Raw genomic sequence first — 20,841 nt, 5'->3', positions numbered from 1 at the left:
GTCGACGTGCTCGGCCGCGGTGAGCAGCGCCTTGAGCAGCCGGTCCCGCTGGGTGTCCATCGCCGCCGGGAACAGCGACCGGAGGTCGGCGTACACGACCCGGCGAGCCTCTTCTCGCGTTTCTGGCCCTCGCCGGGCGCTCAGCCGCGCTGCACCGACGGCCGTCGCCTCGTCGACCACCACAGCCCGGCCGCGCCGGCCGCCAGCAGGGTCGCGCCGGCCGCCCCCAGCGGCAGCACGTCACTGTCGGGACCGGTCTTGGGCAGCTCGTCGCCGCCCGGTGCCACCGGCTTGTTGTCGGTGCCGAGGAGCAACGGGGTGGCCGGGGCGTTCGGCGACGGGTTCGTCGTACCGAACGGGACCGGGCCCTGCTGCCAGTACGTCTTCTTCCCGTCGCCGGTCTGGACGGGCAGACAGATCTTGCCGGTCTTGCTCAGGTCGTACGTGGCGTCCACCGCGTACGACTTCGACTTTCCGGCCGCGAGATTGTCGATGGGACAGGCGAAACCGCTGTTCGAACCCTCCGGAAGATTCGCTGTGTCGATCTGAGAACAGCCTTGAACGTTTTTGACAGTGAGGCCGTCGAAACCGACGACCAATAGCTGGATCTTTCCGCTGTCCTTGGTCCCCTCGTTCTTCACCGCGGCGGTGATCGCGGTCTTTTGCGAGCCGTTGTCGACCGAGATCTTCGAGGGCAGGGTGGTGGTCAGCTTTACACCCGCGGGCGCCTCGTCGACGGCCTTTCCGCCCTTGCCGCTGGCCGGACCCTGGTCGTCCGCGCTGGCAGTGAAGGAAAGGATCATCACCGTCGAAAAAGATGCAGCGACCAGCGAACCCACGATGGTCGTCGTGCGACGAGAACTCATGTTCACATCCCCCTTGGCTGCGCCTGAATTCGCAGTACTTGAAGAGCTACCACAAGATTTCTCACCACTATGCTGGTACGGCATGAAGTGTGACCATTGTGTATCCGTGGAAGCGTGGTGGGGATAACCGAGGGGGTGCAGCGGATTGCCGGGGAATACGGGAAATACGAGAAGCGGTGGGGCTCCAGGGTTGCTGGTGACGGGGCGCTATCGCCTGGTCGAAAGTATCGGCCAGGGGGGAATGGGGCGGGTGTGGCGAGCCGCCGACGAAATACTCGACCGCCCGGTCGCCGTCAAGGAGATGCGCATAGACGGCCTGGACGCGGAGGACACCAGGACCCGGCGCGAGCGCACCCTGCGCGAGGCCCGGGCCACCGCCCGGATCGACCATCCCAACGTCGTGCGCGTGTACGACGTGGTGGACGAGGGCGAACGCCTGTGGATCGTCATGGAGTTGGTCCTCGGCCGCTCCCTGGAACAGATGACCGCGCAGGACGGACCCCTCACCCCGCGCCAGGCCGCCCGCATCGGCGTCGGCCTGGTCACCGCGCTGCGCCAGGTGCACGAACGCGGCGTCCTGCACCGGGACATCAAGCCGGGCAACGTCCTGGTCGAAGATGCCGGACAGCGCGTCGTCCTCACCGACTTCGGCATCGCGGCGATGCAGGACGCCAAGGCGCTGACCATGGTCGGCATGCTCGTCGGCTCGCCCGACTACATGGCGCCCGAGCGCATATCCGGCCGCCCCCAGGGCCCGCCCTCCGACATCTGGTCCCTCGGCGCGACGCTCTGCGCGGCGCTCGGCGGCCGGTCCCCCTTCTCCCGCGACACCACATTGGCCACGCTGCACGCGGTCCTCTACGAGGAGCCCCAACTGCCCCTCGCGGCAGGCCCGTTGCAGGACATCCTGGCCGCGCTCCTGGAGAAGGACCCCACGGTCCGCCCCGGCCTGGACGAACTGGAAGCCGCCCTGCGCCCGGTGGCGTTCCCGCAGACGCTGGTGACGTTGCCCGTGGGCGGGGGAGAGCCACCGACGGCAGGGCCGGAGGAGGTACCTGAGGCAGAGGAGACAGGGGAGATACGAGAGGAGGCCGGTGGAGCGGCGGCCGAGGGGGAGGAAGGGGAACCGCCCCAGGCCGAGGAGACCGAGCCGCGGCCTTGGTCGTATCCGACGCCCCCGGAGCCCGCCCCGTCCACCCCGCCCCCGCCCTCCGTCCACACCCGCGTCCTCCGCCTGCCCCGCGACCCACGGCTGGCCGAACCCGTCGAGGACGCGCCGCCGACCCAGCGCCCCGCCTCCGCCGAAGTCCACTCCGAACTGCGCTCGGAGGCCCATTCGGAAGTCCAGTCGCAGTCCCCGACCCCGACCGAGACGCCGACCCCGACCGAGAACCCGGCCACGCGTACGGCACCGGCCACACCGACGGCACCGCCCACCAAGCAGCGCTCGGGCGTCTCCCTGGTCCGCGCCCAGGCCGTGACCCAACAGCGCCCCGAACCCGCCAACAGCCCTGCCCCCGCCGCCCGTTCCGCCGCGCCTCGCCCCGGCCTCGGTCCCCACCCCCTCCGCACACCCGCGGCCGACCTTCTCGACCCCGCCGTCCCGGCCACCCCAAGTCGCGGCCGTCGCCGTGCGGTTGTGGTGGCCGCCGTGGGAGTGGTCACCGCCGGCGCCGTCGTCGCGGTGGTCCTTCTCGCCAACTCCGGCTCACCGGGCGGCGATCAGGCGGACGGATCCACGTCCCCGCAGGCCTCGGCCTCCGAATCCGCCTCCCCCTCCAGCCCCTCGCCCACCGTCGAAGGCACCACCCGCCCGCAGAGCCTGCCGCCGGGCGCGCATCGCGAAGCCGGTGGGTTCGCGTGGGCGACACCCACCGGCTGGCGGCGCGATCTGAAGACGGGGGCGGAGGTGCACTACACCTCGCCGGACGGCGGGCAGGAGCTCGTGGGCAAGTCGTCCATCGCCCGCGGCGATCTGATGCGGAGCTGGGAGACCTCGGAGCAGAACGCCCACCAGGGGGAGGGCTACCAGAAGATCCGCCTGGAGCGGACGACCTTCCGCGGCAACCCGGCGGTCGTGTGGGAGTACACCTTCACGCTCAAGGGCGTGCAGTGGCACGCCCAGTTGCTGGGCTTCGACCAGGAGGGAAGGTCGTACCAGATCAACACCTGGTACCAGCCGCCGATCGAAGCCCAGGCCCTGGAGACCTACGGCAAGGTCAAGGACAGCTTCACGGTGCTTTGACCTTGGCCACCGGCGCGTCGGCGGGCTCGTCCTGGGCGGGCACGCCCAGGGCGGCCGTCGAAGTGCCCCGCCGCAGCCGCTCCTTGACGAAGGCGATGGCGAGCACGACCGCCGCGACCAGCAGCGACAGCAGCACGGTCTCGCGTCCGTCGTGCTCGGTGTCCGTGAGCATGTAGACGAGCACGAACACGATCAACCCGGCCGTCGCCCAGGTCAGATACGGATACAGCCACATCTTCACGACCAGCTTCTCCGGCGCCTCCGCCTGGATGATCCGCCGCATCCGCAGCTGCGAGAAGCAGATCACCAGCCAGACGAACAGGGCCACCGCACCACTGGAGTTGACCAGGAAGAGGAAGACCGAGTCGGGGAACTTGTAGTTGAAGAAGACGGCGACGAAGCCGAAGACGACGGAGCAGACGATCGCGGTCAGCGGCACACCGCGCGAGGTCGTCCTGGCGAACGCCTTGGGCGCGTCCCCGCGCTCGCCGAGCGAGAAGGCCATGCGGGAGGCCGTGTAGAGGCCGGAGTTGAGACAGGACAGCACGGACGTCAGCACGATGAAGTTCATGATCTGGCCGGCGTGCGCGATACCGAGCGAGTCGAGGGCGGCGACGTACGAGCCCTGGTCCTTGATCGACGCGTCGTCCCAGGGGAGCAGGGTCACGACGATGAAGATCGAGCCGAGGTAGAAGACGCCGATCCGCCAGATGATGCTGTTGGTCGACTTGGTGACCGCGCGCTGCGGGTCCTCGGACTCGCCGGCGGCCAGGGTGGCGATCTCGCTGCCCATGAAGGAGAAGACGACGAGCAGGACGCCGGTGAGGATGGCGCCGGGGCCGTTGGGCAGGAAGCCGCCGTGGTCGGTGAGGTTGCCTAGGCCCGCCTTGTCGCTGTCCACGCCCGGCAGCACGCCGAACACCGCGAGCGCGCCGACGACGATGAACGCGCCGATCGCGACGACCTTGATCCCGGCGAACCAGAACTCGAACTCGCCGTAGGAGCCGACCGAGACCAGGTTGGTGGCGGTCAGCACCACCATCACGATCAACGCCCAGCCCCACTGGGGCACGGCCGGGATCCAGCCCTCCAGGATCTTGGCACCGGCGGTGGCCTCCACCGCCAGCACGACGACCCAGAAGAACCAGTACAGCCAGCCGATGGAGAACCCGGCCCAGCGGCCGAGCGCGCGGTCGGCGTGGGCCGAGAAGGAGCCGGAGGTGGGGTTCGCGGCGGACATCTCGCCGAGCATCCGCATCACGAGGACGACGAGCGTGCCGACGAGGGCGTACGACAGCAGGATGCCGGGGCCCGCGGTCGCGATGCCGGAGCTGGAACCGACGAAGAGGCCGGCGCCGATGACGCCACCGATGGCGATCATCGACAGATGCCGGTTCTTGAGTCCGGCCTGCAGACCAGTCATGGGGGGAATTCCTTTGCGCCGGGTGAGCGGTCTCCCGTACCGGGGGGTGTACGGGTCGGTCCAGTGAATCCGAGGTGAATTGATTCGTGAACCTCTGAATCCAGATCGTTACTTGAGGTTTTCTTGAGGTTCGGTGGTGGGGGACGGATTTTTCCGGCTGGACACCCGGCGCTGCTTCCCCGAAACAGCCGTGTCACACTCGGACCATGCGTGTGTATCTCGGTTCCGACCATGCCGGCTTCGAACTCAAGAACCACCTCGTGGAGTGGCTCAAAGAGGCAGGCCATGAGCCCGTCGACTGCGGCCCGCACATCTTCGACGCCGAGGACGACTACCCGCCGTTCTGCCTGCGCGCCGCGGAGCGCACGGCGGCCGACCCCGAGGCCCTCGGCATCGTGATCGGCGGCTCGGGCAACGGCGAGCAGATCGCCGCGAACAAGGTGAAGGGCGTCCGTGCGGCCCTGGCCTGGAGCGAGGAGACCGCCTCACTGGGCCGGCAGCACAACAACGCGAACGTCGTCGCCGTGGGCGCCCGTATGCACACCGCGGACGAGGCCACGAAGTTCGTCGAGACCTTCCTGGGCACCCCGTTCTCCGAGGGCGAGCGCCACATCCGCCGGATCGAGATGCTCAGCACGTACGAGACGACGGGCGAACTGCCCCCGATCCCGGCCCACCACCCGCAGCAGGACTGAACAGAGCTGGACTGAACAGAGCAGGACTTGGCCGCCCTCGGGAGTCGGACGGACTCGACTCCCGGGGCTGGAAAGGAACAGACACCGTGCCAGAGGGGCACACGATCCACCGGCTGGCGTCGGACTACGCCGACCGCTTCGCCGGCACGGCACTACGCGTGACCAGCCCCCAGGGCAAGTTCTCCGATGCCGCAGCCCTCCTCGACGGCGCCGAACTCACCCGCACCGAGGCCCACGGCAAGCACCTCTTCCTGGGCTTCCGCGACAGCGACTGGGTCCACATCCACCTCGGCCTGTTCGGCAAGGTGAACTTCGGTGACGCGCCCGCCCCGCCGGCCACCGACACGGTCCGGCTGCGGCTCGCGAACACCACGTCGTACGTCGATCTGCGCGGCCCGACCACCTGCGCGCTGATCACGGACACCGAGAAGCACGCGATACACCTGCGCCTGGGCCCCGACCCGCTGCGCGCCGACGCCGACCCGAAGGCCGCGTACCGGCGGATCTCCCGCAGTCGTACGACGATCGCCGCGCTCCTCATGGACCAGAAGGTGATCGCGGGCGTCGGGAACGTCTACCGCGCCGAGGTCCTCTTCCGGCACGGCATCGATCCCTACCGCGCGGGCAAGGACCTCACGCCGGCCGAATGGGACGCCGTCTGGGGCGACCTGGTCGGCCTCATGCGCGAGGGCGTCCGCAACAACCGCATCGACACCGTCCGCCCCGAGCACCTGCCGGAGGCGATGGGCCGCCCGCCGCGCGTCGACGACCACGGCGGCGAGGTGTACGTCTACCGCCGGGCGAACCTGCCCTGCCACATCTGCGGCGGCGAGATCAGCACTGCCGACCTCGCCGCCCGCAACCTCTTCTGGTGCCCGAACTGCCAGCGGGCGTAACTCCGTTCAGAACCCGTGCGGCAGCCACGGCGTCACCGTGGACGCGAACGCGAGCGACGCCTCCGCCAGCGCGCCGGGGCGCAGCTCCCGGACCCGGCCGGCGTCCGCGAGCGCGCCCAGGGTCACGCCGCCGAGGTAGGCCGCGCCCAATTCCCGTACGGACAGGGCGAGATCGGCCGGGTCCTCGGTGCGGGCGCAGGACGCGCCCTTCGGGTCGCCGGACAGCCGCCAACGCCCCGTGTTCCAGGGGCAGAAGGCGTCCTCGACGTCGAACACCACGTCCACCGGCGCCTGGTAGGTGCGCGCCTCCAGCGCGGCCCCGACGTCCACAAGGCGTACGTGCAGCGAGTCGCGGATGCGTACCCCGCAGCGGCGGAGGTCCGACACCATGTGCAGCCACGCCTCGTCCAGCGGACGGCCGCGCGCGGTCAGCGTCGACGTGAGGTCGATCCCGAACAGGAACCGCCACACCGCCGCGTGCGCCGCCGGGTCGAGGGCGTCGGTGTCCTGCACGATCACCGTGCCCTTGGGCCCGCTGATCTCCCACTCGGGCTTCACCCGGAACCGCGCGTACCCGACGACCTCGCCGTCCCGCTCCGCGAGCACGCACTGGAGCGGTGACGCGCCGTCCCGCTCGCTCTCCGGGTCCAGCACCCACAGCCGCTCCCAGCCGGGCACCCGGGCGAGCATGCCGGGCCGCCCGGCGACCTTCCGTGCGTACACCGCCTCGCAGGCGTCGATCGCGTCGACCGGAGCGACGTACCGCAGGCTCACCTCGTCGGTGCCCGGCGGCACGGTCAGCCGGACCCGGGTGGTCTCCACCTCGACGTTGGCGTGGTGCGTGCCGACGCCGTATCCGAACCGTCCGTAGATCGCGGGCTCGGAGGCGGTCAGCACGGCGAGCGGCTCGCCCCAGGACCGTACGTCGTCCAACTGCCGTCGCATCATCGACGTCAGCACTCCGCGGCGCCGGTGGGTGGCGGCCACGGAGACCATGGTGACGCCGGCCGCCGGTACCGCGGCGCCGCCCGGCACGGTCAGCCGGAAGTCGAAGGCGCCCGCCGTGCCGACGCACGCGTCACCGTCCCAGACGCCGATGGAACGGTCGATCTCCGTGCGCTCGCGCCACAGCGCCTGCTCCTCCGATGATTCCGGCACCCCGCCGAAGGCTCGGATGAGGCTGTCGTACCACTTGTCCCAGTCGTCCTGCCGAAGCACCCGCAAGTCAGTCCCCATGAACCATGCCTATCAGGGCATTGCGTGACGAGCGAGGGAATTTCTCCTTGACGGCGACGGATCGGCTTCCTGTGAAGTTCACTGTGAAGTTGAGCCTCGGACGGGGGACAAGTGGGACCTCCCGTGCCAAGCGGCTGGTCCGATGGATAGGGTCCCGAACTAATGGCAGCAGGACGAGAGCGGCGCGCGGAAGCCGACACGTTCACGGCCCGGTTGAAGATGCAGTGGCACCGGGCCCGCGTCGGCATGCGCCGAAGCGCCGTGGACTACTTCCGTGGCGACGGCTCCGACTGGGTCGCCCTGGCCGGACTGCTGCTCACCGTCCCGATCATCGCGGCCACGACCCTCGCCAACTCGGTGTGGTGCTCGCCGGCCGCGCTGGTCCTGCCGATCGTCGCGGGCGGCCTGCTGCTGCGTCCCGCGAGCCTGCTCGCCCTGTACGCCGCCGCGGCCACCGCGCTGATCGTGGAGTCCGTCGAGCTGGGCCCGTACACCGAGGGGCCGTCGCGGGTCACGCCGGGTGTGGTGCTGGTGGTCGCCGCGTGCGGGTTCTTCGGGCTGCTCGTCGCGCAGTTCCGCAGCCGGGTGGGGGTGCCGTGGCGGCGGGGCGGCACGATGCTGTTCGACCTGCGTGAGCGGATCCGGGTGCAGAGCAAGTTGCCCACGCTGCCGGACGGTTGGCACCGGGAGATGGCGCTGCGTCCGGCGGGCGGCCAGTCCTTCTCCGGCGACTTCGTGGTCGCGGCCCGCACGAACGGCGGCCGCACGATGGAGGTCGTCCTCACGGACGTCTCCGGCAAGGGCATGGACGCGGGTTCGCGTGCGCTGCTGCTGTCGGGAGCGTTCGGCGGCCTCCTCGGTTCCCTGCCCCCGCACGCGTTCCTCCCCGCCGCCAACGGCTACCTGCTCCGCCAGGACTGGGACGAGGGCTTCGCGACCTCCATCCACCTGGTCCTGGACCTCGACTCCGGCGACTACGAGCTCTACTCCGCGGGCCACCCGCCAGGCCTCCAGCTCAGCGCGGGCAGCGGCCGCTGGGAGGAGAAGGCCGCGGACGGCCCCCTCCTGGGTGTGTACGACGGCGCCCAGTTCGATCCCGTGAAGGGCTCGCTGCGCCCCGGGGACGTGTTGATGCTGTTCACAGACGGCCTGGTCGAGACCTCCGACCGAGACATCGTCGAGGGCATCGACCGCCTCACGGGCGAGGCGGACCGCTACGTGGCGGGCGGCTTCCACGGCGCGGCCTGGCACTTGATCGAGGCGGTGGCAAAGGACGTGAACGACGACAGGGCGCTACTGCTGGTGTGCAGGGAAGGCCCGACGGCGGCGTCAACGTCAAGGCCCGCTTAGCCTCCCGGAGGGACCTGCACGGTGGGGTTTTCCCCCGCCCCGATCCGCCAGCCGCCCTCATCGTCCCGGCCCCCTCCCGATCCGTACGTTCGAGACATGTCATCGGACCGGAAGAAATCAGGCATGCCGGACGCACCGGGCGAGTGGGCGGTCGAGCTCCACGGAGTGACCCGTCGCTACGGCCGCGGCAGCACCGCCGTACACGCCCTCCGCGGCATCGACCTCACCCTCCCCCGCCGCAGCTTCACCGCCGTGATGGGCCCCTCCGGCTCCGGCAAGTCCACGTTCCTCCAGTGCGCGGCCGGCCTCGACCGCCCCACCCGCGGCACCGTCCGCCTCGGCGGCACGGACATCACCGGCATGAAGGAGAACAAGCTCACCGCCCTGCGCCGCACCCGCCTCGGCTTCGTCTTCCAGGCCTTCAACCTCCTCCCCTCCCTCACCGTCGAGCAGAACGTCGTCCTGCCGACCCGCCTGGCAGGCCACCGCCCCGACCGCCGCCGCGCCGCCGAGGTGCTCGCCCAGGTCGGCCTGGCCGACAAGGCCCGCCGCCGCCCCGGCCAGCTCTCCGGCGGCCAGCAGCAGCGCGTCGCGATCGCCCGCGCCCTGGTCACCCGCCCCGACGTGGTCTTCGCCGACGAACCCACCGGCGCCCTGGACACCACGACGGCCGCCGAGATCCTCGCCCTGCTCCGCGACGCCGTCGACACCCACGGCGCCACGGTCGTCATGGTCACCCACGACCCCACGGCCGCCGCCTGGGCCGACCGCGTCCTGTTCCTGGCGGACGGCGAGATAGCCGACCACATCGACCGCGCCCCCGCCGACCACATCGCCTCCCGCATGACAGCCCTCACCACCCGCCCGACCTACGCACCGGCGGCGGCGTGATGTTCGCCCCCAACGGCCTCGCCCGCGCAGCCCTCCGCTTCCGGCCCTCCGCGTTCGTCGGTACGTTCATCGCGCTCGCCATGGCCGCGATGATCACGTCGGCCTGCGGCATCCTTCTGGAGACCGGCGTACGGGCCAAGGTCCCCGCAGGCCGGTACGCCGCCGCCCCCGTCGTGGCCGCCGCCGATCAACGCGCCCACTACGGCCACGGCGACGGCGCCGACAGCGAACCGATCACCGACCGGGCCCGCCTCGACGACTCGCTCGTGGCCACGGCGGCCTCGGCACCCGGCGCCCGCGCCGCCGTCGCCGACGTCACCTTCCCCGTCGGTGGCCCCAACGGCCCCCTCACCGCCCACAATTGGACCTCCACCACCTTCACCGGCGAACACCTCACCGCCGGCCGCGCACCTCACGGCGGCGAGATCGTCCTGGCCGGGAAGACCGCCTCCGTCGGAGAGCGCGTCAGCCTCAACACCCCCGACGGCGCCCGCACTTACCGCGTCTCCGGCACCACCGACACCCCCGCCGGCACCGCCTGGCTCGCCGACTCCGACGCGCTGCGGGTCTCAGGGCATCCCGGGAAGATCGACGCCGTCGCGGTGCTGCCGAAGGACGGGGTCAGCACGGGGACCCTCAAGTCCCAGGTGGCGCACGCCCTCGGCGACCGGGCCGAGGTGCACACCGGCGACGACCGCGGTGGCGTCCAGGATCCGACGCTGGCCGAGGCCAAGGAGACGCTCATGGGCATCGGCGGCTCCTTCGGCGGCGTCGCCACGATGGTCGCCGTCTTCACCGCCGCCGGCACCGTCGCCCTCGCCGTGGGCCAACGCGCCCGCCAGTTCGCCCTGTTGCGCGCCATCGGCACCACCCCGCGCCAGATCCGCCGCACGATCGCCACCGAGACCCTCCTGATCGCCCCGCTCGCCGGCGCCCTCGGCTGTCTGCCCGGAATCGCCCTGGCCCGTTGGTGGTTCGGCCAGTTGAAGGACAAGGGCGCGGTCCCGCAGGCCGTGGACTTCGCCGTCTCCTGGATCCCCCTCGTCTCCGCGGCCGGCGCGGTCCTGCTCACCGCCCTCGGCGCCGGATACATGGCCGCGCACCGCAGTTCCCGCATCAAGCCGGGCCAGGCGCTCACCGAGGCGTCCGTGGAGCGGCTGCGCCCCGGCTGGATCCGCACGCCCCTCGGCATCGCCGCCGCGGCCGGCGGCTGCGTCTGCGCGGGCCTGTCCGCCTCCCTCACGGGCGAGGACGCGGCCAACGCTGCCCTGGGCATCGTCTGCCTCTTCATGCTCGCCGTGGCGCTGCTGGGTCCCTTCGTGGCCTGCGCCTGCGCCGCCCTGTTCGGCCTCCCGCTGCGCGGCGCCGGCGCCCCGGCCGCGCTGGCCGCCGCCAACTCCCGTACCAACGCCCGTCGGCTGGCCTCCGCGATCACCCCGATCGTGCTCGCGATGGCCTTCTCCTCGGTGCTGGTCTTCATGCACACCAGCGAGGAACGCGTCACCGCCGACCAGCAGCACGCGGGCCTCCTCGCCGACCACGTCGTCACCGCCGACCCGGGCCTGACCCCGGAGGCGGTACGACAGGCCGGGCGCGCCCCCGAAGTCACCGCTGCCGTCGGCCTGTTGAAGACCTCCGTGCTCGTCCCGATCACCGGCGGCCTCGACTCGGCCACCGCACAGGGAGTCACCGGCTCCGTCCGCGACCTGACCGCCGTACAGGACCTGGACGTGAAACAGGGCCAACTCTCGCTGAAATCGGGGGAGATCGCCGTCGACTCCTCCCTCGCCGACAACGCCGACGTCAAGGTCGGCGACCGGTTCCCGCTGCGGCTGCCCGACGGCACCAAGGCCTCGCCGGTGGTCGTGGCGACGTACGGACGCGGCATGGGGCTGTCCCAGGTCACCATGGCCCGCGCCGACCTCGCCACCCACGTCAGCTCCGCCTTCGACACCGAACTGTGGACCAAGGGCGGTACGGAGAAGGAGCTGACGGCGTTCGGCACGGTTCTGGACCGCGACGACTACACCACCGCGCAGTCCGTCGACCGCGAGCTCAACGCCTGGGCGAACGGCGTGATGGCCGGCGTCCTCGGCGGCTTCGCGGCCGTCGCCGCCGTCAACACCCTGGTGATGACCGTCCTCGACCGGCGCGGCGAACTCGGCACGCTCCGCCTCATCGGCTCCACCCGCCGCCAGGTGCTGCGCATGATCCGCTGGGAGGCCCTCCTGGTCGCCCTCGCGGGTATCGCCCTCGGCACGGCCATCGCCCTCGCCACCCTGGTCCCGATGATGAACGGCCTGACGGGACAAGGGCCTTACATCCCGCCACTGATCTACGGTTCCTTCGCCGGCGCGATCGTCGTCCTCGGCCTGACCGCCGCGACCCTTCCCGCCCGCGCGGCCCTGCGCAAGGAGACACTGGAGGAGTGACCAGCACCGAACCGATGACCCTGACCGAGGTCGAGGCCACCGCCCGCGCCGCCCACGAGGGCCAGACCGACAAGGCGGGACGGCCCTACGCCGAACATCTGGCGGCCGTCGCCGAGGGCGTACGCGCGCGGGGCGGCGACGACGACCAGATCGCGGCGGCCTGGCTGCACGACGCCGTCGAGGACGACGCGCTCTCCGCGCACTGGCTGGAGCGGGCCGCGCTGAGCCGGCGTACGAAGGACATCGTGCTCGCGGTCACCAAGCGGGCGGGGGAGGCCCCGGAGGCGTACGCCCGGCGCATCCTCGACACCCCGGGCGCCCTGCTGGTGAAGCGCGCGGACCTGGCGCACAACGCGGACCCGGCCCGCATCGCCCGCCTCGACGACGAGGCGACCCGGACACGACTGACCGAGAAGTACGCACGGATGCGCGCGCTTCTCGGTCTGGACGGTGAACGCTGACTGCGAGGCTCTAGGCCGAGACCTTCTCGCGCTGCTCCCGTTGTTCCTTCTGCTCCCGCGTCTCGCGTTCGCGGGGCGCGTCCGCCGGGTCGGGCTTGAAGGCCCACCTCATCTCGGGCTCCATGGCGAACTTGAAGACCCGGCGCACCGGCGCGGTGCACAGCGCGGTGACGACGGCGCCCGCGACGAGCGTCGCGAAGATCTCGCCGAGCGGCCGGTGCAGCCACTTCGGGTCGAACCAGCCGTAGTACTCGGCGGCCTTGATCACGAAGCCGTGCAGCAGATAGCCGTAGAGCGTGCCCGCGCCGAGGGACGTGAACCACATCCGGCGGCCCGGCACCCAGGCGAAGAAGCAGGCGGTCAGCAGCACCGAGCAGCCGAACAGCGCGAGCACCATGATCGGCCCGGACCACCAGGGCGCCACCAACTCCTGTGCCGCGTCCCGGTGGAAGAACCACGCGGTGTTCATCCGCGGCACCGCCCACCAGCCGACGGCCAGCGCGACGGTGAAGACCGGCACGGCCACGATCCGCATCCTGCGGGTGCGCACCATCCGGAAGTGCTCCGGCTTCAGACACAGCCCCAGCACGAAGTACGGCAGGAACTGCAACACCCGCTGCAGGTCCAGGTCGTCGCCGATCTCCGGCGAGACGGACGCGAACATCGCCACGCCGAGCGCGAGGGGCAGCGGCCAGCGGACGGCCTTCCACAGCGGGGTGGTCAGCCGCCAGATGAACAGCGCGACCAGGAACCAGGTCAGGAACCACGGGTCGAGCAGCGTGATCCGCATGCCCGGGTCGTCGTTGCCGTAGCGCTGAAAGAGGCTGTACGCCGTCTCGAAGATCACATACGGGACCAGGACGCCGGTGACCAGCCGCCTGAGGCGGTCGGGGCGCATGTCGAAACTGCGCGAGAAGAAGCCGGAGATGATGATGAACGCCGGCATGTGGAAGGCGTACACGAACGTGTAGGCGGCCTCCAGGATGCGGCTGCCGCCCTTCAGGGGCTCCCACGAGTGGCCCATGGCGACCAGCACGATCGCCAGGTACTTGGCGTTGTCGAAGAACGCGTCGCGCTGTTTGTCGGGTGTCCGCCGGGTCGCCTCTTGGAACATCTGAGGCACCTTAGTGGCGCCCCCGCGCATTCGTAAAACTCGCCGCGTTATTCCTGGTTGGAGCCATGGAAGACGTCTTGGAGACCTTCGGTGTGCCCGTCTTGTCACGTTTAATACGGAAGAAATCACGCATAACGGCAGCGGTCAACTCCTGTGAAATTTCTGCTCGAAATGCCTGCGAACACACTGTGTGGGTATGGAAACCATGCCGCCGAATTACCGGTTGGGGCGCTCCGGGGCTCATGGCCAAGGCAAAGGTCGGGCACAGGAGTGGCCGACGATGCCTCACGCGCCGCATACCGAGGCCGGGTTGGTGGCACGATGGTCCTGGCGGGGTGCGCGAGGTCGCGTCCCCCGGGCCGGGTGAGCGGACCGACCGAGGGTGTGATGAGTTGTGGCCATTTCGCTGTCAGTGGTGTTGCTGTTGGCGATCATCCTGGTGGTGTTGCTCAGGGGAGGATCCATCAAGGCGGGCCCGGCGATCGTCGCCGTGCTGTTCGGCTTCTTCCTCGCCTCGACCGGCATGGCCGACGACATCCAACGGTTCCTGAACTCCATAGCGGAGACCATCAACTCGATCCAGTTCTAGGGTCTGTCCGGCGGATCAGGCCGGCTGTGAGGTGCGGTTCTTCTTGGCCGACGCCGGACTGATCCGCCGGACAGGCCCTAGGTCTCCCGGGGTGCCGTGAACGCCGCGGGGCCCGGTTCGTCCGAACCGGGCCCTGAGGTCGTATGGAGCGGGCGACGGGAATCGAACCCGCGTAGCCAGTTTGGAAGACTGGTGCTCTACCATTGAGCTACGCCCGCACAACGCGCGCCGCAGGTCGGAGCGACCGCGGCACACAAGGCATCGTAGCGGGTCACCACCCCTCGTCGCACACCCCGTTTCCCGTCCGCACCTCCCGGTGACCGGTCGGCGGCCGACGCTCGTGAAATGCGGCGATCCCGGGGCCTGCGGGCATGTACCCTACGTGTCGCACCAGACGGGGTGTGGCGCAGCTTGGTAGCGCGTCCGCTTTGGGAGCGGAAGGCCGTGGGTTCAAATCCCGCCACCCCGACCAGCTGCCGGTCGACACCGGCGCACTCACGCGATCACGTCCGGTGATCGCGTCCCTTGATCGCCTTTGGGGCGTGTCGCCGCTGCCGTTACTATGCAAGCTGCATGCCCGTGTGTCTCTGCAGCCGGGCACGATCCCTAAAGTCAGCCCCCAAGGAGACCCAACCGTGAAGAGCGCCGTCGAGACCCTGAACCCGACTCGGGTTCGGCTCAGCATTGAGGTGCCCTTCGAGGAGCTCAAGGACAGCCTCGACGCGGCGTACAAGAAGATCAACCAGCAGGTCACGGTGAAGGGCTTCCGGAAGGGCAAGATCCCGGCGCGCGTCATCGACCAGCGGTTCGGCCGGGGCGCGGTCCTGGAGGAGGCGGTCAACGACGCGCTTCCGAAGTTCTACACGGAGGCGGTCAACGAGGCCGAGCTCAACGTCCTGGGCCAGCCCGAGGTCGACATCACGGACCTGAAGGACGGCGAGACGCTGAACTTCACGGCCGAGGTCGACATCCGTCCCGCCCTCGAGATCCCGGACTACTCCGGCATCGAGGTCGAGGTGGACGCCGTCGAGGTCACCGAAGAGGACATCGACCAGTCCGTCGAGCAGCTCCGCGAGCGCTTCGCGTCGACCTCCCCGGTCGAGCGGGCCGCCGAGGACGGCGACGTCGTCACCATCGACCTGGAGGCCAAGGTCGACGGCGAGGTGCTGGAGGACGGCATCGCCAGCGGCGTCTCCTACACGATCGGCTCGGGCGAGCTCCTGGACGGCATCGACGACGCCGTCAAGGGCCTGGAGTCCGGTGGTGAGGCCACCTTCGCCTCCGAGCTCAAGGGCGGCTCCGCGGCCGGCCAGGAGGCCGAGGTCACCGTCAAGGTCACCCAGGTCGCCGCGCGCGAACTGCCCGAGCTGGACGACGAGTTCGCGCAGCTCGCCTCGGAGTTCGACACCCTGGAGGAGCTGCGCGCGGACAGCCGCAAGCGCCTCGAGAACATGAAGCAGTACGACCAGGCCACCCAGGCCCAGGAGCGCGTGCTCGACAAGCTCCTGGAGCTCGTCGAGGTGCCCGTCCCCGAGAAGCTGCTCGAGGACGAGATCAACACCCGCAAGCACAACCTGGAGCACCACCAGCTCGGTCAGATGGGCCTCGACCTCCCGAAGTACCTGGAGATCCAGGGCAAGACGGAGGAGGAGTTCGAGACCGAGACGCGTGAGGCCGCGGTCAAGGGCATCAAGACCCAGTTCGTCCTCGACGAGCTGGTCAAGCAGGAGAAGCTGAACGTCAACCAGGAGGAGCTCACCGAGCACCTCATGCGCCGCGCGGCCTCCTCCGGCATGTCCCCCGACCAGTTCGCCCAGGCCGTCGTCGAGGGCGGCCAGGTGCCCCTCCTCGTCGGCGAGGTAGCCCGCGGCAAGGCCCTGGCCATCGTCGTGGAGGCCGCCACGGTCAAGGACACCAACGGCGAGGTCATCGACCTCGACGACGAGGACGAGACGGCGGAGACGGTCGAGGTGACCGAGGCTGCCGCCGAGGAGACCCCGGCCGAGGAGAAGACCGAGGCCTGAGCCAACGGCGCCTTAACAGGTCGTAGGGCGGGCCCTGGGGACTTTGACCCCGGGGCCCGTTCGCCTACCCAGGCATGCCGACCTCAGGGGCGCGGGGAACTGCGCGCTGAACCCCCACCGGCCGTGAGCCGCCTACGAAACAGGTCCACCACGGCGAGTAGGCGACTGCGGACCGCCGGAGGCACTACGCCCCCGGCGAACACTCCCCTTCCCGGGATTCACTGGACGAGCCTGCGCGTTAGGGTCCATGAATACGGGGAGCAGGGGAGTACCCCGAAACCCCCGGACGGGAACACGTGAAGACGGCCCGGCGCCGTCGTAAGACGAGCAGGTGGATACGTGACGAATCTGATGCCTTCCGCCGCCGAGCCTTCCTTCGGTGGTGGCCTCGGCGACCAGGTCTACAACCGGCTGCTCAACGAGCGGATCATCTTCCTCGGCCAGCCGGTCGACGACGACATCGCCAACAAGATCACCGCGCAGCTGCTGCTTCTCGCCGCTGACCCGGACAAGGACATCTACCTCTACATCAACAGCCCCGGCGGCTCGATCACGGCCGGCATGGCGATCTACGACACCATGCAGTACATCAAGAACGACGTGGTGACGATCGCCATGGGCCTCGCCGCCTCCATGGGCCAGTTCCTGCTCAGCGCGGGTACCCCCGGCAAGCGCTTCGCGCTGCCGAACGCCGAGATCCTGATCCACCAGCCGTCCGCGGGGCTGGCCGGCTCGGCCTCCGACATCAAGATCCACGCCGAGCGTCTGCTGCACACCAAGAAGCGCATGGCGGAGCTGACCTCCCAGCACACCGGTCAGTCGTTCGAGGAGATCACCCGCGCCTCCGACCGCGACCGCTGGTTCGACGCCGACGAGGCCAAGGACTACGGCCTCATCGACGAGGTCATCACGACGGCAGCCAACATGCCGGGCGGCGGCGGCACCGGGGCCTGAGGCCCCCTGCAAGCCCCCAGCCGACCGCCTCAGCCTCTAGGAGAGAGACAGTGAACGACTACCCCGGCAGCGGCCTGTACGACCGCACGCGCGCCGAGTACACGGGTCCCGCGGCGGAGTCCCGTTACGTCATCCCGCGCTTCGTCGAGCGCACCTCGCAGGGCGTGCGCGAGTACGACCCGTACGCGAAGCTCTTCGAGGAGCGCGTGATCTTCCTCGGCGTCCAGATCGACGACGCCTCCGCCAACGACGTCATGGCGCAGCTGCTGTGCCTGGAGTCGATGGACCCCGACCGTGACATCTCGGTCTACATCAACAGCCCCGGCGGCTCCTTCACGGCGCTCACGGCCATCTACGACACGATGCAGTTCGTGAAGCCGGACGTCCAGACGGTCTGCATGGGTCAGGCGGCCTCCGCCGCCGCGATCCTGCTCGCCGCCGGTACGCCGGGCAAGCGCATGGCGCTGCCCAACGCGCGCGTGCTGATCCACCAGCCCTACAGCGAGACCGGCCGCGGACAGGTCTCCGACCTGGAGATCGCCGCCAACGAGATCCTGCGGATGCGCGCGCAGCTGGAGGAGATGCTGGCCAAGCACTCCACCACGCCGATCGACAAGATCCGCGAGGACATCGAGCGCGACAAGATCCTGACCGCCGAGGAGGCGCTCTCCTACGGTCTGATCGACCAGATCATCTCCACCCGGAAGATGAACAACGCCGCCGTCCAGTAGACGGAAGGCTGTATCGTCTGCCGCCCCTTGGCATGGTTCATGTGCTTTGACACGCTGCACGTCAAAGTGAACCGCGCCAAGGGGGGCCCGAACGGGGGGCCCGGCAAGGTACCGTCGGATTAAGGCAGCACCAGGAGCCGCTGGATCTAGGCGTCTCCCAGGCGAAGGGGAAGCACACCGTGGCACGCATCGGTGACGGCGGCGATCTGCTCAAGTGCTCGTTCTGCGGCAAGAGCCAGAAGCAGGTCAAGAAGCTCATCGCAGGGCCTGGTGTGTACATCTGCGACGAGTGCATCGATCTCTGCAACGAGATCATCGAGGAAGAGCTCGCGGAGACCAGCGAGGTCCGCTGGGAGGAACTCCCCAAGCCGCGGGAGATCTACGAGTTCCTGGAGGGCTACGTCGTGGGCCAGGAGCCCGCGAAGAAGGCCCTGTCCGTCGCGGTCTACAACCACTACAAGCGCGTCCAGGCCGGCGAGAACGGTGGCGCCAACGGCCGTGACGACGCGATCGAGTTGGCGAAGTCCAACATCCTTCTGCTCGGTCCCACGGGCTCCGGCAAGACCCTCCTCGCCCAGACCCTGGCCCGCATGCTGAACGTGCCGTTCGCCATCGCGGACGCCACCGCGCTGACCGAGGCGGGGTACGTCGGCGAGGACGTCGAGAACATCCTGCTGAAGCTGATCCAGGCGGCGGACTACGACGTCAAGAAGGCCGAGACCGGGATCATCTACATCGACGAGATCGACAAGGTCGCGAGGAAGAGTGAAAACCCTTCCATCACCCGCGACGTGTCCGGCGAGGGCGTTCAGCAGGCACTCCTGAAGATCCTTGAGGGCACCACGGCCTCGGTCCCGCCGCAGGGCGGACGCAAGCACCCGCACCAGGAGTTCATCCAGATCGACACGACGAACGTGCTGTTCATCGTGGGCGGTGCCTTCGCCGGTCTGGAGAAGATCATCGAGTCGCGGGCCGGCGCCAAGGGCATCGGCTTCGGCGCGACGATCCACTCGAAGCGGGAGCTGGAGGCCAAGGACCAGTTCGAGGACGTCATGCCGGAGGACCTGGTCAAGTTCGGCATGATCCCCGAGTTCATCGGCCGCCTCCCCGTCATCACCTCGGTGCACAACCTGGACCGCGAGGCCCTCCTCCAGATCCTGGTCGAGCCGCGCAACGCGCTGATGAAGCAGTACCAACGTCTCTTCGAACTCGACGGCGTGGAACTGGACTTCGAGCGCGAGGCCCTGGAGGCCATCGCCGACCAGGCCATCCTCCGCCAGACCGGCGCCCGCGGCCTGCGCGCCATCATGGAGGAAGTCCTCATGTCCGTGATGTACGAGGTGCCTTCGCGCAAGGACGTGGCGAGGGTCGTCATCACGGCGGACGTCGTCCACTCCAACGTGAACCCGACGCTGATCCCGCGCGATGCGCGCAACGGACGGGGTCCGGGCGAGCAGAAGACGGCGTAACTGCCGCACCGCGCAGCACACATCGAAGGGGCCCCGGTCAACCGACCGGGGCCCCTTCGGGGTTGAACCTACGGCGTCGTCATCAGGCCTTCACGCGCACGTCGTTGCGGACCTTCGCGGTCAGTTCGGCCGCGTCGTCCATGGAGGTGCTCTTGCCCGCGGCGACGGAGGCGATGTCGTACGAGACCACATAGGTGATCGTGCTGTGGTCGCCCCAGATGCAGAACGGCATCGTCGTCTTCTTGCCGGACTCCGCGGTCTCGACGTTCTGGCACTTCAGGACGCCGTTCTCGAACCCGGAGGGCTTGAACTCCTTGGGGGTGCCCACGAGTTTGCCGTCGCCGGCCGAGGCGTCCTTCTCGGAGTCCTTCTTCATCTGGGCGAACATGGCGTCGACGGTCTTCGCCGGATCGTCGATGGTGCCGTACACACCCGCGAACAACAGGCTCTTCACGGCGAGACCCGTCCCCGAGGAGTAGCTCGCGCTGACGTCCTTCGGGTTCTTCACACCCCAGGACTCGGCGTCCTTGATGTCCTCGGCGGTCAACGAGTCGGACTCGCCTTCGTTGCCCTTCTTGTACTCCCCGTCGAGGATCGTCGCCGGTGCCGAGAGCTTGTGCGGGCCGTCGTCCTTGACGCTGCCCGAGCCGCTGTCGCTGCCGCTGCCGATCACGAAGTACGCGCCGACCGCGATCGCCGCCACGACCGCGACCGCGCCGATGATCAGGCCCGTCTTCTTGCCGCCGCCACCGGGGGCCGGCGGCTGGGGCGGGTAGGGCTGCTGGCCGTAAGGAGGCTGCTGGCCGTACGGGTTCGGCTGCGGCGGCACGCCCTGCGGGGGCTGCTGCGGGTAGCCGTAACCGGGCTGCGGCTGGGCGGGCGGCTGCTGGGGGTAGCCGTAGCCGGGCTGGGGCGCCTGCGGCGGCTGCTGGCCGTACGGGCCCGGCTGGCCGTACGGTCCGGGCTGCTGGGGCTGCCCGCCGTACGGGCCCGGCTGGTTGTGACTCATTACTGGGTTCCCCTCCAGATGTTTATGTGGCCCCGACATCCTGACGCAGGCACAGGAACCGCACTGCATCGGGGGCCGCACCGTTACAGAACAAAGGCGTTTCGGGACAGGCCCGCGACACCCCTAAACTGGGCCCGTGACCGAGAATGCTCAGCAGCAGCCCACAGCGCCCGACACCGAACTGCCGACTCAGTACGCGCCGGCCGATGTAGAGGGACCGCTGTACGAGCGCTGGGTAGAACGGGGTTACTTCGCCGCCGACGCGAAGAGCGAGAAGCCGCCGTACACCATCGTCATCCCGCCGCCGAACGTCACCGGTTCCCTGCACCTGGGCCACGCCTTCCAGCACACGCTCATGGACGCCCTCACCCGCCGCAAGCGCATGCAGGGCTTCGAGGCGCTGTGGCTGCCGGGCATGGACCACGCCGGCATCGCCACCCAGAACAAGGTCGAGCA

The 20,841-nt window shown here is 69.6% G+C and carries 18 protein-coding genes and 2 tRNA genes; 14 read left to right on the top strand and 6 right to left on the bottom strand.

The window, feature by feature from the left end; genetic code table 11:
• Positions 1-140: 140 nt before the first annotated feature.
• A complete protein-coding gene (locus ACWDR3_RS40365) occupies positions 141-866 on the bottom strand; it encodes an LPXTG cell wall anchor domain-containing protein (protein WP_450357580.1) in 726 nt (241 codons plus the stop codon).
• 241 nt (positions 867-1,107) lie between these two features.
• On the opposite strand from ACWDR3_RS40365, the gene ACWDR3_RS40360 reads away from it, so the two are divergent.
• A complete protein-coding gene (locus ACWDR3_RS40360; protein ID WP_450357579.1) occupies positions 1,108-3,111 on the top strand; it encodes a serine/threonine-protein kinase in 2,004 nt (667 codons plus the stop codon).
• On the opposite strand, the gene ACWDR3_RS40355 is transcribed toward ACWDR3_RS40360, so the two are convergent.
• Positions 3,098-4,534, bottom strand: coding sequence for an amino acid permease (locus tag ACWDR3_RS40355; protein ID WP_450357576.1), 1,437 nt, complete (start codon positions 4,532-4,534; stop codon positions 3,098-3,100). The two genes, ACWDR3_RS40360 and ACWDR3_RS40355, sit on opposite strands and share 14 nt — an antisense overlap.
• A 206-nt stretch (positions 4,535-4,740) precedes the next feature.
• Here ACWDR3_RS40355 and ACWDR3_RS40350 point away from each other — a divergent pair, with 206 nt between their 5' ends.
• Together ACWDR3_RS40350 and ACWDR3_RS40345 are read left to right on the top strand one after the other, a co-directional pair.
• Positions 4,741-5,229 carry a ribose-5-phosphate isomerase gene (locus ACWDR3_RS40350; protein ID WP_401721104.1) on the top strand — a complete coding sequence of 163 codons (489 nt, stop codon included), beginning with the start codon at positions 4,741-4,743 and terminating at the stop codon, positions 5,227-5,229.
• Positions 5,230-5,315: 86 nt separating this feature from the next.
• Positions 5,316-6,125, top strand: coding sequence for an Fpg/Nei family DNA glycosylase (locus tag ACWDR3_RS40345; RefSeq protein ID WP_450357575.1), 810 nt, complete (start codon positions 5,316-5,318; stop codon positions 6,123-6,125).
• Positions 6,126-6,131: 6 nt separating this feature from the next.
• Here the strand turns inward: ACWDR3_RS40345 and ACWDR3_RS40340 are convergent, their stop codons facing one another.
• Complete coding sequence (locus ACWDR3_RS40340) at positions 6,132-7,361, bottom strand: GNAT family N-acetyltransferase (protein ID WP_450357574.1); 1,230 nt, start codon at positions 7,359-7,361, stop codon at positions 6,132-6,134.
• 162 nt (positions 7,362-7,523) lie between these two features.
• On the opposite strand from ACWDR3_RS40340, the gene ACWDR3_RS40335 reads away from it, so the two are divergent.
• The 4 genes from ACWDR3_RS40335 (at position 7,524) to ACWDR3_RS40320 (ending at position 12,495) form a co-directional block, all read left to right on the top strand.
• Positions 7,524-8,711, top strand: a complete 1,188-nt coding sequence (locus ACWDR3_RS40335; RefSeq protein ID WP_450357573.1) for a PP2C family protein-serine/threonine phosphatase — start codon at positions 7,524-7,526, stop codon at positions 8,709-8,711.
• A 123-nt stretch (positions 8,712-8,834) separates the two neighbouring features.
• Complete coding sequence (locus ACWDR3_RS40330) at positions 8,835-9,602, top strand: ABC transporter ATP-binding protein (protein WP_450357572.1); 768 nt, start codon at positions 8,835-8,837, stop codon at positions 9,600-9,602.
• A complete protein-coding gene (locus ACWDR3_RS40325) occupies positions 9,602-12,034 on the top strand; it encodes an ABC transporter permease (protein WP_450357571.1) in 2,433 nt (810 codons plus the stop codon). The genes ACWDR3_RS40330 and ACWDR3_RS40325 overlap by 1 nt, the downstream gene beginning before the upstream one ends.
• 14 nt (positions 12,035-12,048) lie before the next feature.
• Positions 12,049-12,495, top strand: a complete 447-nt coding sequence (locus ACWDR3_RS40320) for an HD domain-containing protein (RefSeq protein ID WP_450357578.1) — start codon at positions 12,049-12,051, stop codon at positions 12,493-12,495.
• A gap of 10 nt (positions 12,496-12,505) precedes the next feature.
• Here the strand turns inward: ACWDR3_RS40320 and ACWDR3_RS40315 are convergent, their stop codons facing one another.
• Complete coding sequence (locus ACWDR3_RS40315) at positions 12,506-13,609, bottom strand: acyltransferase family protein (protein WP_450357570.1); 1,104 nt, start codon at positions 13,607-13,609, stop codon at positions 12,506-12,508.
• A 394-nt stretch (positions 13,610-14,003) separates the two neighbouring features.
• Between ACWDR3_RS40315 and ACWDR3_RS40310 the strand changes: the two genes are divergently transcribed.
• A complete protein-coding gene (locus ACWDR3_RS40310; protein ID WP_123999966.1) occupies positions 14,004-14,198 on the top strand; it encodes a hypothetical protein in 195 nt (64 codons plus the stop codon).
• Between the two features lie 144 nt (positions 14,199-14,342).
• Here the strand turns inward: ACWDR3_RS40310 and ACWDR3_RS40305 are convergent.
• Positions 14,343-14,416: transfer RNA gene (locus ACWDR3_RS40305), tRNA-Gly, on the bottom strand.
• Positions 14,417-14,593: 177 nt separating this feature from the next.
• On the opposite strand from ACWDR3_RS40305, the gene ACWDR3_RS40300 reads away from it, so the two are divergent.
• From ACWDR3_RS40300 to clpX, 5 genes are all read left to right on the top strand, one after another.
• Positions 14,594-14,670 (top strand) — tRNA-Pro (locus tag ACWDR3_RS40300).
• A gap of 163 nt (positions 14,671-14,833) precedes the next feature.
• Positions 14,834-16,222, top strand: a complete 1,389-nt coding sequence (gene tig / locus ACWDR3_RS40295) for a trigger factor (RefSeq protein ID WP_450357569.1) — start codon at positions 14,834-14,836, stop codon at positions 16,220-16,222.
• Between the two features lie 351 nt (positions 16,223-16,573).
• Complete coding sequence (locus tag ACWDR3_RS40290; protein WP_450357577.1) at positions 16,574-17,176, top strand: ATP-dependent Clp protease proteolytic subunit; 603 nt, start codon at positions 16,574-16,576, stop codon at positions 17,174-17,176.
• A gap of 50 nt (positions 17,177-17,226) precedes the next feature.
• Complete coding sequence (locus ACWDR3_RS40285) at positions 17,227-17,907, top strand: ATP-dependent Clp protease proteolytic subunit (RefSeq protein ID WP_450357568.1); 681 nt, start codon at positions 17,227-17,229, stop codon at positions 17,905-17,907.
• 179 nt (positions 17,908-18,086) lie between these two features.
• Positions 18,087-19,376, top strand: a complete 1,290-nt coding sequence (clpX, locus tag ACWDR3_RS40280; protein WP_123999963.1) for an ATP-dependent Clp protease ATP-binding subunit ClpX — start codon at positions 18,087-18,089, stop codon at positions 19,374-19,376.
• Positions 19,377-19,458: 82 nt separating this feature from the next.
• On the opposite strand, the gene ACWDR3_RS40275 is transcribed toward clpX, so the two are convergent.
• A complete protein-coding gene (locus ACWDR3_RS40275; RefSeq protein WP_450357567.1) occupies positions 19,459-20,385 on the bottom strand; it encodes a hypothetical protein in 927 nt (308 codons plus the stop codon).
• A gap of 136 nt (positions 20,386-20,521) precedes the next feature.
• On the opposite strand from ACWDR3_RS40275, the gene ACWDR3_RS40270 reads away from it, so the two are divergent.
• The coding region (locus ACWDR3_RS40270) for a class I tRNA ligase family protein (RefSeq protein ID WP_450357566.1) at positions 20,522-20,841 on the top strand (320 nt) is incomplete at its 3' end.

Source organism: Streptomyces sp. NPDC001002 (genome assembly GCF_053599215.1).
This window is presented reverse-complemented; position numbering and strand designations above follow the sequence as displayed.